At 72.9% G+C, this 14607-nt stretch carries 10 protein-coding genes and 2 riboswitches; of the genes, 6 read left to right on the forward strand and 4 right to left on the reverse strand.

What is annotated here, in order from left to right; translation table 11 throughout:
* From K4B79_RS42800 to K4B79_RS42820, 5 genes are read left to right on the forward strand one after another with little or no spacing between them, the layout of a single operon-like run.
* A complete protein-coding gene (locus tag K4B79_RS42800) occupies positions 1-2253 on the forward strand; it encodes an amino acid adenylation domain-containing protein (RefSeq protein WP_232032861.1) in 2253 nt (750 codons plus the stop codon).
* A complete protein-coding gene (locus K4B79_RS42805) occupies positions 2250-3026 on the forward strand; it encodes a thioesterase II family protein (protein ID WP_232032862.1) in 777 nt (258 codons plus the stop codon). The genes K4B79_RS42800 and K4B79_RS42805 overlap by 4 nt, the downstream gene beginning before the upstream one ends.
* A 16-nt stretch (positions 3027-3042) precedes the next feature.
* Entirely contained in the window at positions 3043-6750 is a 3708-nt protein-coding gene (locus K4B79_RS42810) for a non-ribosomal peptide synthetase (protein ID WP_232032863.1), read from the forward strand.
* Positions 6751-6797: 47 nt separating this feature from the next.
* Complete coding sequence (locus K4B79_RS42815) at positions 6798-7988, forward strand: acyl-CoA dehydrogenase family protein (RefSeq protein WP_232032864.1); 1191 nt, start codon at positions 6798-6800, stop codon at positions 7986-7988.
* On the forward strand, positions 7985-9100 hold the full coding sequence (locus K4B79_RS42820) for a serine hydrolase domain-containing protein (protein WP_269464633.1): 1116 nt from the start codon (positions 7985-7987) through the stop codon (positions 9098-9100). Before K4B79_RS42815 ends, K4B79_RS42820 begins: the two co-directional genes overlap by 4 nt.
* 33 nt (positions 9101-9133) lie before the next feature.
* Here the strand turns inward: K4B79_RS42820 and K4B79_RS42825 are convergent, their stop codons facing one another.
* From K4B79_RS42825 to gcvT, 4 genes are all read right to left on the reverse strand, one after another.
* Complete coding sequence (locus tag K4B79_RS42825; protein ID WP_232032865.1) at positions 9134-10501, reverse strand: L-serine ammonia-lyase; 1368 nt, start codon at positions 10499-10501, stop codon at positions 9134-9136.
* A gap of 57 nt (positions 10502-10558) precedes the next feature.
* Positions 10559-11824, reverse strand: a complete 1266-nt coding sequence (gene glyA, locus K4B79_RS42830; RefSeq protein ID WP_232032866.1) for a serine hydroxymethyltransferase — start codon at positions 11822-11824, stop codon at positions 10559-10561.
* 15 nt (positions 11825-11839) lie between these two features.
* A complete protein-coding gene (gene gcvH, locus K4B79_RS42835; RefSeq protein WP_007384830.1) occupies positions 11840-12217 on the reverse strand; it encodes a glycine cleavage system protein GcvH in 378 nt (125 codons plus the stop codon).
* Positions 12218-12326: 109 nt separating this feature from the next.
* Positions 12327-13445 carry a glycine cleavage system aminomethyltransferase GcvT gene (gcvT, locus tag K4B79_RS42840; protein ID WP_232032867.1) on the reverse strand — a complete coding sequence of 373 codons (1119 nt, stop codon included), beginning with the start codon at positions 13443-13445 and terminating at the stop codon, positions 12327-12329.
* A 37-nt stretch (positions 13446-13482) separates the two neighbouring features.
* A riboswitch (glycine riboswitch) is annotated at positions 13483-13590 on the reverse strand.
* Positions 13591-13703: riboswitch (glycine riboswitch) on the reverse strand. It lies immediately after the preceding riboswitch.
* A gap of 232 nt (positions 13704-13935) precedes the next feature.
* Between gcvT and K4B79_RS42845 the strand changes: the two genes are divergently transcribed.
* Positions 13936-14604 carry an AAA family ATPase gene (locus K4B79_RS42845; protein WP_232032868.1) on the forward strand — a complete coding sequence of 223 codons (669 nt, stop codon included), beginning with the start codon at positions 13936-13938 and terminating at the stop codon, positions 14602-14604.
* Positions 14605-14607: the final 3 nt, after the last annotated feature.

The following is a 14607-nucleotide window of genomic DNA, read 5'->3' on the forward strand; positions in this document are numbered from 1 at the left end:
GTGCGGCAGATACAAGAGCAGATACAAGAGCAGATACAAGAGCAGATACAAGAGCAGATACAAGAGCAGAAACAGGAGCAGAACCCGGAGCAGGAGTCCGAGGGTCGGCGCTTCGCGGTGGAGGCGCCGGACCGGACCTCGGCCGCCTTGGCGGCGGCCGTCGTGGCGGCGCGGGTCTGCCACCGCGGGGACGCCACCGTCCGGATCGGGGCGGACGGCTCGCCCGAGAGCGTGACGGTGGCCCTGGCGGAGGACGGCCGGGAGACGGTCACCCGGCTCGCCGAGGCGATCGGCACCTGGAGCGCGTACGACACCATCCGCCTCGACGTGCGCTGCGACAGCTGCCGGGACGGCTCCGGCGACCACCGGCCCTGCCGGCTCGCCCTCGCCCCGCCGCCCGCCGGGGAGCCCGGCCGGCACCCGGTGGCGCACGGCTGCGGCGAGACGTTCACCCGGTGGGGCCCGGAGCGGACCCGGACCGTGCTGGAGCGCCTCGGCACGTCCCCCGAGGCCGGGCTCGACCATCTGGTGGTCGCCGGTGCGGAGGAGCGCCGCATGCTCCTGACACTCGGCGGACCGCGGGTGGCCCGGCCCGCGACACCGCTGCACGAGCTGATCGCGCGGACCGCCGACCGGCACCCGTCCCGGGTGGCCGTCACGGCGGCGGGCACCTCACTGACGTACGCCGAACTGCTCGCCCGGGCCCGGGAGCTGGCGGACCGGCTGCGGGCCGAGGGGGTCCGCCGGGGTGACGTGGTGGGCGTGAGCGCCTGGCGGAGCGTGGACCTGCCCGGCGCGCTGCTGGGCATCCTGCTGGCCGGCGGCGCCTATCTGCCGCTCGGCACCGAGGCGCCGCCCGCCCGGCTCCGCACCATGATCGACACGGCCGGAGCGCGGATCGTCGTATGCGCCGACGACACCGCGGACGGGATCCGGCGGGCCGCACCGGACGTGACCCTCGTGGACCTCTCCGGCCACCGGCCGCCCGGACAGGCCCGGCGGGCCGTCCCTGAGCCGGTCCACCGCCCGGGGGAGGAGCCCGAGGCCGGTGCCGGGCCCGAGGCCGGTGCCGGACCGGAGGATCCCGCCTACGTGCTGTTCACCTCCGGCTCGACCGGACGGCCCAAGGGTGTCGTCGTGCCGCACGAGGCCATCGTCAACCGGCTGCTGTGGATGCAGGACCACTTCCGCCTCGACGGCTCGGACATCGTCCTGCAGAAGACCCCGTTCGACTTCGACGTCTCGGTCTGGGAGTTCTTCTGGCCGCTGCTGGTCGGGGCCCGGCTGGCGATGGCCCCGCCGCTCGCGCACCTCGACCCCGAGGAGATGGCCGAGGCGGTCGTCCGGGAGGAGGTCACGGTCGCCCACTTCGTGCCCTGCGTCCTGGAGCAGTTCCTGCGGGAGCCGCGCGCCGCGGACGGCACCCGGCTGCGCCGCCTGGTGTGCAGCGGCGAGGTGCTCCCGCCCGCGCTGGCCGACCGGGCGGCGTCGGTCCTGGGCGTCACCGTGCACAACCTCTACGGCCCCACCGAGGCGGCGGTGGACGTGACCGCCTGGGACTGCCGCACGCCCGAGCCGGGGCCGGCCGTGCCGATCGGGCCGCCGATCGACAACGTCGACGCGTACGTGCTCTCCCCGGCCGGGGAGCCGGTGCCCTTCGGCGCCGTCGGCGAACTCCATCTGGCCGGGGTCTGCCTCGCCTCGGGATACGTGGGCGCCCCCGCCCTCACCCGGGAGCGGTTCGTGCCCGACCCCTTCACGGCCGACCCGGACCGCCGGATGTACCGGACCGGCGACCTCGTCCGCTGGCTCCCCTCAACGACGTCCGCCGACGGCCGGCCGGCCCTCGACTACCGGGGCCGGACCGACCAGCAGATCAAGGTCCACGGGGTGCGGATCGAGACCGGGGAGGTCGAACACGTCCTGGACCAGCACCCGAGGGTACGGGCGAGCGCCGTCGTGAAGGTCGGGACCCCCGCCGGGGACCGGCTCGTCGGCTGTCTCGTCGTGGAACCGGGCGACCCGCCCGGCCGGGCGGAACTGCGCCGCCACGCCATGGCCCGTCTGACCCCCGCCATGGTCCCGAGCCGCTTCACCGTCCTCGACCGCTTCCCGATGACCCCCAGCGGCAAGATCGACCGCGCCCGGCTCCGCGAACTCGCGCTGGGCAGCGGATCGCCGGGGAGCGGTTCGCCGGGCGGCGGATCGCCGGGGAGCGGTTCCGCCACACCTGTCCTGGAGCCGCCGCGATGAACACGGACGTCGTCTTTCCCCTCGATCCCGCCCCCGGCCCGACCCCCGGGCTCGCGCTCGTGGCCGTGCCGCATGCCGGAGGGACCGCGCACGCCTTCAGGAACTGGCTGAGGCCTGCCCGGACGCGAGGGTTCCGGATGTACGGCGTGCGGACGGCGACGCCGGGCACGCCCGCTCCCGACCGGACCGTCCGGGCCAGGGCCCGGCACCTGGCCGAGTCCCTGGCCGCACTCGGTGAGCCGTACGTCCTGGTGGGCCACAGCCTCGGTGGGCTCATCGCCGCGGAGGCGGTGCTGCATCTGGAGCGGCACCGCCCGGAGGCGGTGCCCGCACTGCTCGTCGTCTGTGCCACCGTCCCGCCCCATCTGCGCCGGCCGCCGCCCGTGGCGGGCGGGACCGAGGAGGAGGCGGTGGCCTTCCTGCGCACCGCGGGCGGCACCCCGGAGGAGGTGCTCGCCGACCCGGGCATGCGGGAGCTGGCCGTCGCGATGCTCCTCAACGACCTGGCGTCCCTGCGCGGTTACGCGTGGGAGGGCCGCCGCGTCACCACCCCCACCGCGGTGTACGCGGGCCTCACCGACCGGGTCGCCCCGCCCGAGCCGCTCGCCCGGTGGACCGAGGCCGCCGAGTCGGTGACGACCCGTGTCTTCGACAGCGGCCACTTCTTCCCGCACGACAGGACGGCGGAGCTGCTCGACACCGTCCGGCTCGATCTCGCCGGCTCCACCGGCTCCCCCGCCCCCGACCGCCCCCACCCCGCCCACCGCCCCTGACATCTGGAGCTCGTGTATGTCCCGCATCGAGACGCCGCTGTCCTTCGGCCAGCAGCGCATCTGGTTCGTCGAGCAGGTCGCGCCGGGGAACGTCGCCTACATCAACCCGGACGTGCGGATCCTGCGCGGCCCGCTCGACGTCGAGGCGCTCGACACCGCCGTCCGCACGGTCGTCGGCCGGCACGACGCCCTCCGCACCAGGATCACGCCCGCGACCGGCGGCCGGGAGCCCATGCAGTGGGTCGAACCGCGGGTCGGGCGGCCGCTGGAGGTGGTGGAGATGTCCGCGCCGGACCTCTCCACGGACGCCCTGCGGCCGGCGGTGGAGACGTTCGTACGGGAAGCCGCCGGGCGGCCCTTCGACCTGGCCGCCGAGTCGCCCCTGCGCACCTTCCTGCTGCGCTGGAGCCCCACGGTGCACGTCCTGGTCGTGATCGGACACCACATCGCCCTCGACGGCTGGTCCCTGACCAACGTCATGGAGGAGATCGCCCTCTTCTACGACCGCGAGGTCGGCGCGACGGATCAGGAGCCCCGGGAGGTGACGGTCCAGTACCCCGAGTTCGCGGCCTGGCAGCGCGAGCACCTCGACGAGGAACGGATCCGCCAGGAGGTCGAGTTCTGGCGCGGCTACCTCGACGGAGCCCCCGCGGAGATCGAGCTGCCCCGGGACCGCCCGCGCCCGGAGCGCCGCGACATGACGGGCACCGTCCTCAACCTCATGCTCCCCGACGAGGTGTACGACGCGGCCCGCCGGCTCGCCTCCACGGCCCGCTGCACCCTGTACATGGTCCTCGCGTCGGCGCTGTCCGTGGTGCTCACCCGGTACTCCGACCAGCGGGACGTCGTGCTGGGCACCCCGGTCGCGGGACGGACCAGAACCGAGTTCGAGTCCACCGTGGGCCTGTTCCTGAATCTGATCTCGGTCCGCGTGCGGGTCGACGACGACGCCTCGTTCCTCGATCTGCTGAAGTCCACCCGCCGCTCCAGCCTCCAGGCGATGCAGCACCAGGAACTCCCCTTCGACCAGGTCCTCCAGGGCCTGTCGGTGCAGCGGCGCGACACCGTCTCACCGATCTTCCAGGTCTCGCTGTCCGTCGCCAATCTGCCCGACCTGCCCTTCGAACTGGCCGGCCTGGAACCGTCCGAGCACATCTGGGTCGAACTGGCGGGCGCGCGCTACGACCTGACGACCACCTTCGTCCCCGACGGCGGGCGGCTGCGCCTGCGGCTCCAGTACGACACCGCGCTCTTCGACGACGGCACCGTGCGCACCCTGGTGTCCCACCTCAGTCAGGTCCTGCTCCAGGCGGCCGGGACACCGACGGTGCGGGTGGCGGATCTGGACCTCGCCTCCGAGGAGGAGAAGCGCCGGGTCCTGGCCTACTCCGGAGTGCACACCGTCGACGCCGCCGCCCGTCCCGTACCGGACGTCCTGACCCGGTTCCGGCAGGCGGTGGAGACCTGGCCGGACCGGCCCGCCGCCCGATCCGGCGAGGACGGCCTGACCTTCCGCGAACTGGACCGGGACGCCGACCGGTTCGCCGACGCGCTGGCCGCCGAGGGCATCGGCCACGCGGACGTCGTCGCCGTCCGGCTGCCGCGGGGACTCGACTTCCTGGCCACCGTCCTCGGCATCTGGAAGCTCGGCGCGGTCTTCCTCCCGATCGACGCCTCCCACCCGGCGCAGCGCGTCGCGTTCGTCCTCGGCGACGCGCAGGCCGCCCTGGTGGTGACGGACACCGGCACGGACGCGATCGCCGGCGTCCGCGCGGTGCACCCGGCCGGTCTGCGGGGCCGTACGACGCCACGGGCCGCACGCCCGGAGCCCGACGCCGACACGACCGCGTACATCATGTACACCTCGGGCTCCACGGGTGACCCCAAGGGCGTGGCCGTCGCCCGCACGGCGCTGTCGGCCTTCTGCGCGGCCGCCGTCGATCTCGTCGGGATCACCCCCGAGGACGTCTCGCTCGGCCTGACCACCACCTCGTTCGACATCTCCCTGCTGGAGTACCTGGTCCCGCTGCTGGCCGGGGCCTCGGTGCGCCTGCTCCCGGAGAACGCGACCGACCCCGCGGCGGTCGGGCGGGCGCTGGCGGCGACCCCGCCGGTGACATACGTCGGCGGCACCCCCACGGTGTGGAAGTCGCTGCGCGACGCGGGAGTCGAGGTCGCCCCCGGCACCAGGCTGATGCTCGGCGGCGAACCCCTGCCCGGCGAGTTCGCCGACCACCTGGACGCGCGCGGACTGACGTACTGGAACTTCTACGGCCCGACCGAGGCCACCGTCTACTGCACCGTCCAGACATCCGGCGGGGGGACCGACACCCCGCCGGTCGAGACGGCCTCCTGCGTGGGCACCCCGTTCGGCCTGAACCGCGCCTACGTCCTGGACGCCTCCTACCGCCCCTGCCCGGTCAACGTGCCCGGCGAGATCTTCCTCGCCGGCCCCCAGGTGGCCCAGGGGTACGTCGGCCGGCCCGAACTCACCGCCAGCCGCTTCCCGCTCGACCGGATCGCGGCGGACGGATACCGCCGCTACCGCACCGGTGACGCCGGACGCTGGGACGCCGAGGGACGGCTGCGCTTCCTGGGACGCCTCGACACCCAGGTCAAGGTGCGGGGCTTCCGCGTCGAGCTGGAGGAGATCGAGAAGCGGCTGGCGCAGTGCCCCGGCGTCGCCGACGCGGTCGTCGGCGTCGACCCGGAGACCGGGGACCGGCTGATCGCCGGGGTCGTCCCCGACGGCGACACCGTGCCCGAGGCGGCCCGGATGCGGGAGTGGCTCGCCGAGACACTGCCCGAGTACATGATCCCGTCCGCCTACACCACGCTGACCGCCCTGCCGATGTCGGCGAGCGGCAAACTCGACCGGCGCCGCCTGGGCGCCACCACCGCACCCGCGCCGGTGGCCGACCCCGACGGCGGCTCACCCCACGAGCAGCTGGTCCAGGGTGTCTTCCGCGATCTGCTCGGACGCGACGACATCGGGCGCGACGCCAACTTCTTCGAACTGGGCGGCCATTCGCTGCTCGCCGTGCAGATGGTGCTCAGGTTCCAGGACATGTTCGGCGTCACGCTGGAGACCGCCGAGGTCTTCCGCCACCCCACCCCGCGGACCTTCGCCGAGCGGCTCGGCCGCCCGTCCTTCGTCCAGGAGCCCGCCGTCCCGCTGCGCACCGCCGGCGGCGAGCCCACGGTGATCTGCCTGCCCCCGCTGTCCGGCACGGCGTGGAGCTTCGTCCAGCTGCTGCCGTACCTGCCCCGGCACATGCCGGTGCACGGCGTGCTCTCGCCGCTCCTGGCGGCCGAGGGGCGCTCCGCCGATCCGGCCGCGCTGCTGGAGGAGTTCGTGTCGGCCGTGGAGAGCGTCGACGTCCTCGGCCCGCTCGTGCTGGTCGGCTGGTCCGTCGGCGCGGCCCTCGCGCCGGGCGTCGCGGCGGAACTCCAGGACCGCGGCCACGAGATCGAGCACGTGGTGATGTTCGACGCGGCCGACGTCGACCTCGACGCGCCGGAGCCCCGGGTGACCTGCGGGCTCACCCACTTCCTCGCCACCGACCCCGCCTCGCGGCGCGAACCGGGGTACTGGGAGGGCCTGTTCAAGGGCGGCGCGGAGACGATCGCGACCACCGCACCGCACCTGCGCATGCTCGACCCCGACATGCTGGCCGCATCCGGGCCCCGACTGCGCGCCACGCTCATGGAGTTCGGCGGCTGACGCCGAGAGCACCTGTACCCGTACGGCACCCACAGACGGAAGAGGCCATGGCCGAAGACCCCAAGGACACCCCGGACCACCTGCCCCTGCGCGAACGGGTCGCCGCGGTCGTGGAGGCGGCGCGCGCACACGCCGAGGACGTGGACGCGCGGGGCCGTTTCCCCGCCGAGGCGGTCGCCGAGCTGAAGCGGAACCGGCTGCTGGCCCCGGAGCCGGTCCCCGGACAGGGGCTGTGGACCGCGCCCCAGACGGTCGCGGTGGCCCACGCGCTCGGCCAGGCCTGCGCCTCCACCGGCATGATCTGGGCCATGCACCAGGGACAGATCCAGGCGGTCGCCCGCCAGCCGAAGACCAGCCAGGCGGTGCAGGACTTCCTCGACACGGCGTGGCAGACCCAGCCGCTGGTGGCCAGCCTGATGTCGGAGGCCGGAGCCGCGAGCCCCCGGGAGAGCCGCGCCCACTGCCGCGAGGACCCGGGCGGCGACGGCACCGTCACCATCGACAAGAACGTCTCGGTCTCCTCCTACCTCCAGCAGGCCGACGCCGGGCTGCTGGTGGCCCGGCGCTCGGCCGAGGACGCCGTCACCGAGCAGGCCGTGGTCCTGGTGCTCCGCGAGGAACTCACCATCGCCGGATGGCGGGACTGGCAGGCGCTCGGTATGCGCGGCACGGGCAGCGGCGGCGGCCGGGTCCGGGCCCGCACCCACCGGGACCGGATCCTGGAGGAGTCGTTCAGCGAGGTCTCCGGCCGCGTCATCATGCCGCTGTCCAACCTGGGCTGGGCCGCGTGCTGGCTGGGCATCGCCGAGTCCGCGTTCACCGTCGCCCAGGACGCCTTCCGCCGGCAGCAGGGCAGGACGGCGCCCGACGTCCTCACGGCCAAGACGATGCGGCTCGGACGGGCATCGGACACCATCGACGAACTCACCGAGCAGGTCCGTTCCCTCGCCGAACGCTACGAGGAGGCGCGGGGTGCCGCGAGCGACGCCCTGGTGCGCCGCTCGAACGCGCTGCGCCTGACGGCCGCCGCCCGCGCCAACGACAGTGTGCTGGACTCCTTCCAGGTCATCGGCGTGGACGCCTATCGGGAACCGTCGGCGAGCCGATGGAGCCTGAGCCGCCAGATCCGTGACGTGCTGTCCGCCCGCGTCATGATCAGCGAGGACCGGATCCGGCTCGGCAGCGGCCAGCTCGCCCAACTGCCCCGCCGCAGCAGCCTCCAGGAAGCGATCGGATGACCGGCGAGCCTAAGCCCGGACACACGGTGACCTCGCGGTACGACGCACAGGTCCTGGAGGACGCGGACCGCGCCGCCGACCCGTGGGCGGGCGTGGACGGGGCGGCACTCGCGCGGGCCGTGCGGGCGCAGGCGGGACGGCCGGTGACCGGCATCGACGACATGGCGTCGTATCTGGCCCGCCAGGTGTCGGACACCTCGCACCGGGAGGTCGTCGGCCCCCTGCTGGACGGCGCCGGCGCGAGCGGTGTCGTCGTACGCCATGGCACGGTCCTGGCCTCCTGGGGCGATCCGACCCGCCCGGAGATGGCGTACAGCGCGACGAAGAGCGTGCTGTCGCTGGTGGCCGGGATCGCCCACGACGACGGCCTGCTGCGCCTCGACGAACCGGTCTCGGCCGCGATCGACCTGCCGCAGTTCGCGGACGACCACGGCCGGGCGATCACCTGGCGCCACCTGCTGGACCAGACGAGCCAGTGGGAGGGCGAACTGTGGTCCAAGCCCACCTGGGTGGACGCCCAGAGCACCCGCGAGGGCACCGAGTCACCGGGCGGCCCGCCCGGCGCGGGCTGGGCCTACAACGACGTCCGCGTCAACCTCACCGCCCTGGCCCTGACCGTCCTGCTGCGCCGCGCCCTGCCGGAGGTCCTGCGCGAGCGCGTGATGCTCCCCGTCGGCGCCTCCGACACCTGGTCCTGGCACGGCTACTCCACGTCGTTCGTCGACCTCGAAGGCACCCGGCTCCCCGTCGTCTCCGGCGGCGCGCACTGGGGCGGCGGCCTGTGGATCAACGCCCTGGACCTGGCCCGCCTGGGACACCTCTGCCTGCGCCGGGGCCGCTGGAACGGTCACCAGGTCCTCTCACTCCGCTGGATCGATGCCCTGTGGACCCCCTGCCCGGTCAAGCCCGAGTACGGCCTGTCCTGGTGGCTCAACGACCACCGCACCGTCTGGCCCACCGCCCCCACCACCGGCCGCTGCGCCCGCGGCAACGCCGGCACCCACACCCTGTGGGTCGACCCGGCCCGCGACCTGGTGATCGCCTCGCGCTGGGGCGGGGACGTCGAGACTCTGCTGACAGAGGTGTCGGCGGCGGTGCCGTCGCGTCCCTGAGCCCCCTCGCTCAGCACTTGACAGCCAGTTCGCTCAGCACTCGATGATGTTCACCGCCAGCCCACCCCGCGCCGTCTCCTTGTACTTCACGCTCATGTCGGCGCCGGTGTCCTTCATGGTCTTGATGACCTTGTCGAGGGAGACCTTGTGGGAGCCGTCGCCGCGCATGGCCATACGGGCGGCGGTGACGGCCTTGACCGCGGCCATGCCGTTGCGTTCGATGCAGGGGATCTGGACGAGGCCGCCGACGGGGTCGCAGGTGAGGCCGAGGTTGTGCTCCATGCCGATCTCGGCGGCGTTCTCGACCTGTTCGGGGGAGCCGCCGAGGACCTCGGCGAGGGCGCCGGCGGCCATGGAGCAGGCGGAGCCGACCTCGCCCTGGCAGCCGACCTCGGCGCCGGAGATGGAGGCGTTCTCCTTGAAGAGCATGCCGATGGCGCCGGCGGCGAGCAGGAAGCGCACCACGCCGTCCTCGTCGGCGCCGGGGACGAAGTTGATGTAGTAGTGGAGCACCGCCGGGATGATGCCGGCCGCTCCGTTCGTCGGGGCCGTCACCACACGGCCGCCCGCCGCGTTCTCCTCGTTCACGGCCATCGCGTAGAGGGTGATCCACTCCATGGCGTGGGCCAACGGGTCGCCCTCCGCCCGCAGTTGGCGCGCCGACATGGCGGCCCTGCGGCGGACTCTGAGCCCGCCCGGCAGGATGCCCTCGCGGGACATGCCCCGGGACACGCAGGCCTGCATGACCCGCCAGATCTCCAGCAGGCCGGTGCGGATCTCGTCCTCGGTGCGCCAGGCGCGTTCGTTCTCCAGCATCAGCGCGGAGATCGACAGGCCGGTCTCCCCCGTCAGCCGGAGCAGCTCGTCGCCCGTGCGGAAGGGGTACTTCAGCACCGTGTCGTCCAGCTTGATGCGGTCCGCGCCCACCGCGTCCTCGTCGACGACGAAGCCGCCACCCACCGAGTAGTACGTCTTCGACAGCAGCTCCGCACCGGACGCGTCGAAGGCCCACAGCGTCATGCCGTTCGCGTGGTAGGGCAGTGTCTTACGGCGGTGCAGGACCAGATCGTCGTCGAAGGAGAACGCGATCTCGTGCTCGTCGAGCAGCCGGATACGGCCGGACGACCTGATCGTCTCGACCCGCTCGTCGGCGCCCTCCACGTCCACCGTCCGGGGCGAGGCGCCCTCCAGTCCGAGCAGCACCGCCTTCGGGGTGCCGTGGCCGTGACCGGTCGCGCCCAGGGAGCCGTAGAGCTCGGAGCGGACGGAGGTGACGGAGCCGAGCAGGTCCTCGTTGCGCAGGCGGCGGGCGAACATGCGGGCCGCGCGCATCGGGCCGACCGTGTGGGAGCTCGACGGGCCGATGCCGATCGAGAACAGGTCGAAGACCGAGATGGCCACGGGAACTCCTCCAGAAAAGGGTGGGGGCACACGTCGTCGGGTGCCCCCACCGGGGAACTACTTGTTCAGGCCCGGGTACAGCGGGTGCCTGTCGGCGAGCGCCTTCACACGGGTCCTCAGGGCCTCGGCGTCGTACGACGGCTTCAGCGCCTCGGCGATGACGTCCGCGACCTCGGCGAAGTCCTCGGCGGTGAAGCCGCGGGTGGCCAGGGCCGGGGTGCCGATCCGCAGGCCCGAGGTCACCATCGGCGGCCGCGGGTCGTCGGGTACGGCGTTGCGGTTGACGGTGATGCCGACCTCGTGGAGACGGTCCTCGGCCTGCTGCCCGTCCAGCTCGGACGCGCGCAGGTCGACCAGGATCAGGTGCACGTCCGTGCCGCCGGACAGGACGTTCACCCCGGCCTCGCGGGCGTCCGCGGCCGTCAGACGCTCGGCGAGGATGCGCGCACCCTCCACCGTACGCCGCTGGCGCTCCTTGAAGTCCTCGGAGGCGGCGACCTTGAAGGAGACGGCCTTGGCGGCGATCACGTGCTCCAGCGGGCCGCCCTGGAAGCCGGGGAAGACCGAGGAGTTCAGCTTCTTCGCGAACTCCTTCCTGGCCAGGATGATCCCGCCGCGCGGCCCGCCGAGCGTCTTGTGGGTGGTGGAGGTGACCACGTCCGCGTGCTCGACGGGGTTGGGGTGCAGCCCGGCGGCGACCAGGCCGGCGAAGTGCGCCATGTCCACCCACAGATACGCGCCGACCGCGTCGGCGATCCGCCGGAACTCCGCGAAGTCCAGCTGACGCGGGTAGGCGGACCAGCCCGCGATGATCACCTTCGGGCGGTGCTCGGTGGCGAGCTTCTCCAGTTCGGCCATGTCGACCAGACCGGTGGCGGAGTCCACGTGGTACGCGACCACGTTGAACTGCTTGCCGGAGAAGTTCAGCCGCATCCCGTGGGTGAGGTGGCCGCCGTGGGCCAGGTCCAGGCCGAGGATCGTGTCGCCGGGCTGGGCCAGCGCGAACAGGGCGGCCTGGTTGGCGGAGGCGCCGGAGTGCGGCTGGACGTTGGCGTACTCGGCGCCGAACAGCTCCTTGAGCCGGTCGATGGCGATCTGCTCGGCGACGTCGACGTGCTCGCAGCCGCCGTAGTAGCGGCGGCCCGGGTAGCCCTCGGCGTACTTGTTGGTCAGGACCGAGCCCTGGGCCTCCATCACCGCCAGCGGCGCGAAGTTCTCCGAGGCGATCATCTCAAGGGTGGACTGCTGGCGCTCCAGCTCGGCGTCGACCGCGGCGGCGACCTCCGGGTCGAGCTCGTGCAGGGGCGTGTTCAGAACGGACATCTGGTGTACGACTCCTCAGCCGGCGGAAAAGGCGGTGTACTCGTCGGCGGAGAGCAGGTCGGCCGGCTCCTCCGCGACGCGTACCTTGAACAGCCAGCCGCCCTCGAAGGGGGCGGAGTTCACCAGCGCCGGGTCGCTCACGACGTCCTCGTTGACCTCGGTGACCTCACCGGAGACGGGGGAGTACAGGTCGCTGACCGACTTGGTCGACTCCAGCTCGCCGCAGGTCTCGCCCGCGGTCACCGTGTCACCGACCTCCGGGAGCTGGACGAAGACGACATCGCCGAGCGCGTTGGCCGCGTGCTCGGTGATGCCGACCGTCGAGACGCCGTCCTCGGCGCCCGACAGCCACTCGTGCTCCTTGCTGTAGCGCAGCTGCTGGGGGTTGCTCATGGCCTGAATTCTCCTGTACGCGGGGGAGTGCTGATGAATGGGGGACTGCGGAACGTGCGCGTGAGCAGCGGACATGTGCGCAGGGTCACGCACCGGCCGCTTCGAGTGTCTACTTCCGCCGCTTGTGGAACGGCAGCGCCACGACCTCGTACGGCTCGTGACTGCCCCGGATGTCCACGCCGACACCGGGGGTGCCCGGCGCCGCGTGCGCGGCGTCGACGTAGGCCATCGCGATGGGCCTGCCGAGCGTGGGGGAGGGGGCGCCGGAGGTGACCTCGCCGATCACTCGGCCCTCGGCGACCACGGCGTACCCGGCACGCGGGACGCGGCGGCCCTCGGCGACCAGGCCGACGAGGACGCGCGGCGGGTTCTCCAAGGAGCGGGAGGCGGCCTCCGTCAGCGCCTCGCGCCCGACGAAGTCGCCCTCCTTGTCGAACTTCACGACCCGTCCGAGGCCCGCGTCGAAGGGGGTCAGCGAGGTCGAGAGCTCGTGCCCGTACAGCGGCATGCCCGCCTCCAGGCGCAGGGTGTCCCGGCAGGACAGTCCGCAGGGGACCAGGCCGACGCCCTCGCCGGCCTTGGTCAGGGCCTGCCACAGCTCGACCGCGTGCTCGGGCTTCACGAACAGCTCGAAGCCGTCCTCGCCGGTGTAGCCGGTGCGGGCGATCAGCGCGGGGACGCCCGCGACCGTGCCCGGCAGGCCCGCGTAGTACTTCAGGCCGTCGAGATCGGCGTCGGTGAGGGAGGCCAGGATGCCCGGGGACCGCGGACCCTGGACGGCGATCAGGGCGTACGCGTCCCGGTCGTCGCGGACCTCGGCGTCGAAGCCGGCGGAGCGCTCGACGAGGGCGTCCAGGACCACCTGGGCGTTGGAGGCGTTGGCGACGACCATGAACTCGGTGTCGTCCAGGCGGTAGACGATCAGGTCGTCCAGGATGCCGCCGTCCTCCTGGCAGATCATGGTGTAGCGGGCGCGGCCGACACCGACGGAGGCGAGGTTGCCGACGAGCGCGTGGTTGAGCAGGGCGGCGGCCTCGGGGCCGCTCACGGTGATCTCGCCCATGTGCGAGAGGTCGAAGAGGCCTGCCCTCTCACGCACGGCGTTGTGCTCGTCGCGCTCGGAGCCGTAGCGCAGCGGCATGTCCCAGCCGGCGAAGTCGGTCATCGTGGCGCCGAGCGAGCGGTGCAGGGCGTCGAGCGCGGTATGACGGATCGGGGTACTGCTCATCGGACGGTCGTCTCCCAAGGCATGACGGCGAGGTCGTTCCTCCCCATCTGTCATCGGAACCTGAGAGGTTCGTCATGACCGTACGGGGCATGACTTGCACCTTGGGTGGAGCCACCGGAACCGGCGGCCCGCTTTTCAGATGTGCCTCGCCCGCGCGGTGACGGGGCCTGAGAGATTCAAGGGAGGGACTTGCTCCTTCGGCGCCCCGGCGACGTACGCCCGATGACGTACGGCTGGGGACTCTCCCGCGCGGATTCAAACGGCCGGTATGCAGTTGGCGGGCACATCATTGCACGCATCGGTCGGGCGCGGCAGGGGGACCCGTCCGCCGGGTCCGCACCGGGGCCGCACAGGCTTCTCGGACGGCCACGTCCCGCTGTAGCAGGCTTGTTGCGGGAAACGGACGGAAACGAGAGGCACCGCGCATTACCTTCTCTTTACACTCGACGGGGATGGGATCTCGTGACCACCCCAGGGGAGGACGATCACGGTGAACAGGACCACGGCGTACGCGACCACCTCGGCCCTCGCGCTGCCCCAGCAGCCGACGGCCCCGGCCAGGGAGGTCTGCGGCCCGCTCACCGCACCCGTCGTCCGCGACCTGCGCGAGCGTGACGGACACAGCCCGCATGCCCTGCTCTTCGCGCCCCAGGACCTCGTGGTGATCACGGGCCTGCCCGGCAGCGGCAAGACCACCTTGATGAAGCGGACGGTCAAGGGCACCCGTATCGACTCCCAGGACACCCGGGACCGCTGGCAGGAACGCGTGCCCCGCTTCCTGCCGTACGCGGCCTACCGTCCCCTGGTCCGTCTCGCGCACTACGCCGGACTGCGCCGTGCCCTGCGCTCCGGCGAGGGCGTCGTCGTGCACGACTGCGGTACGCAGGCCTGGGTGCGCCGCTGGCTGGCCCGCGAGGCCCGCCGCCGTGGCGGCACCCTGCACCTCCTGCTTCTCGACGTCACCCCGGACACCGCCCTCGCCGGCCAGCGCGAGCGCGGCCGCGGCGTCTCCCGGTACGCCTTCCTGCGCCACCGCGGCGCCGCCGCCCGCCTGATCGGCGCCGCGGAGAACGGCGACCTCCCCCAGGGCGTCGGCTCCGCGGTCCTCATCGACCGCGCCGCGGCGAACGTCCTGCACCGCATCGGCTTCACGGGCTGAGCG

The sequence above is a fragment of the Streptomyces lincolnensis genome (assembly GCF_021173675.1).
Lineage (GTDB): Bacteria > Actinomycetota > Actinomycetes > Streptomycetales > Streptomycetaceae > Streptomyces > Streptomyces lincolnensis_B.

Bases quoted from the DNA above. Each gene is read 5' to 3' on its own strand.
- gcvT (WP_232032867.1), bottom strand. From the start codon at position 13,445: ATGAGCAGTACCCCGATCCGTCATACCGCGCTCGACGCCCTGCACCGC.
- K4B79_RS42820 (WP_269464633.1), top strand. From the start codon at position 7,985: ATGACCGGCGAGCCTAAGCCCGGACACACGGTGACCTCGCGGTACGAC.
- glyA (WP_232032866.1), bottom strand. From the start codon at position 11,824: ATGTCCGTTCTGAACACGCCCCTGCACGAGCTCGACCCGGAGGTCGCC.
- K4B79_RS42815 (WP_232032864.1), top strand. From the start codon at position 6,798: ATGGCCGAAGACCCCAAGGACACCCCGGACCACCTGCCCCTGCGCGAA.
- gcvH (WP_007384830.1), bottom strand. From the start codon at position 12,217: ATGAGCAACCCCCAGCAGCTGCGCTACAGCAAGGAGCACGAGTGGCTG.
- K4B79_RS42805 (WP_232032862.1), top strand. From the start codon at position 2,250: ATGAACACGGACGTCGTCTTTCCCCTCGATCCCGCCCCCGGCCCGACC.
- K4B79_RS42810 (WP_232032863.1), top strand. From the start codon at position 3,043: ATGTCCCGCATCGAGACGCCGCTGTCCTTCGGCCAGCAGCGCATCTGG.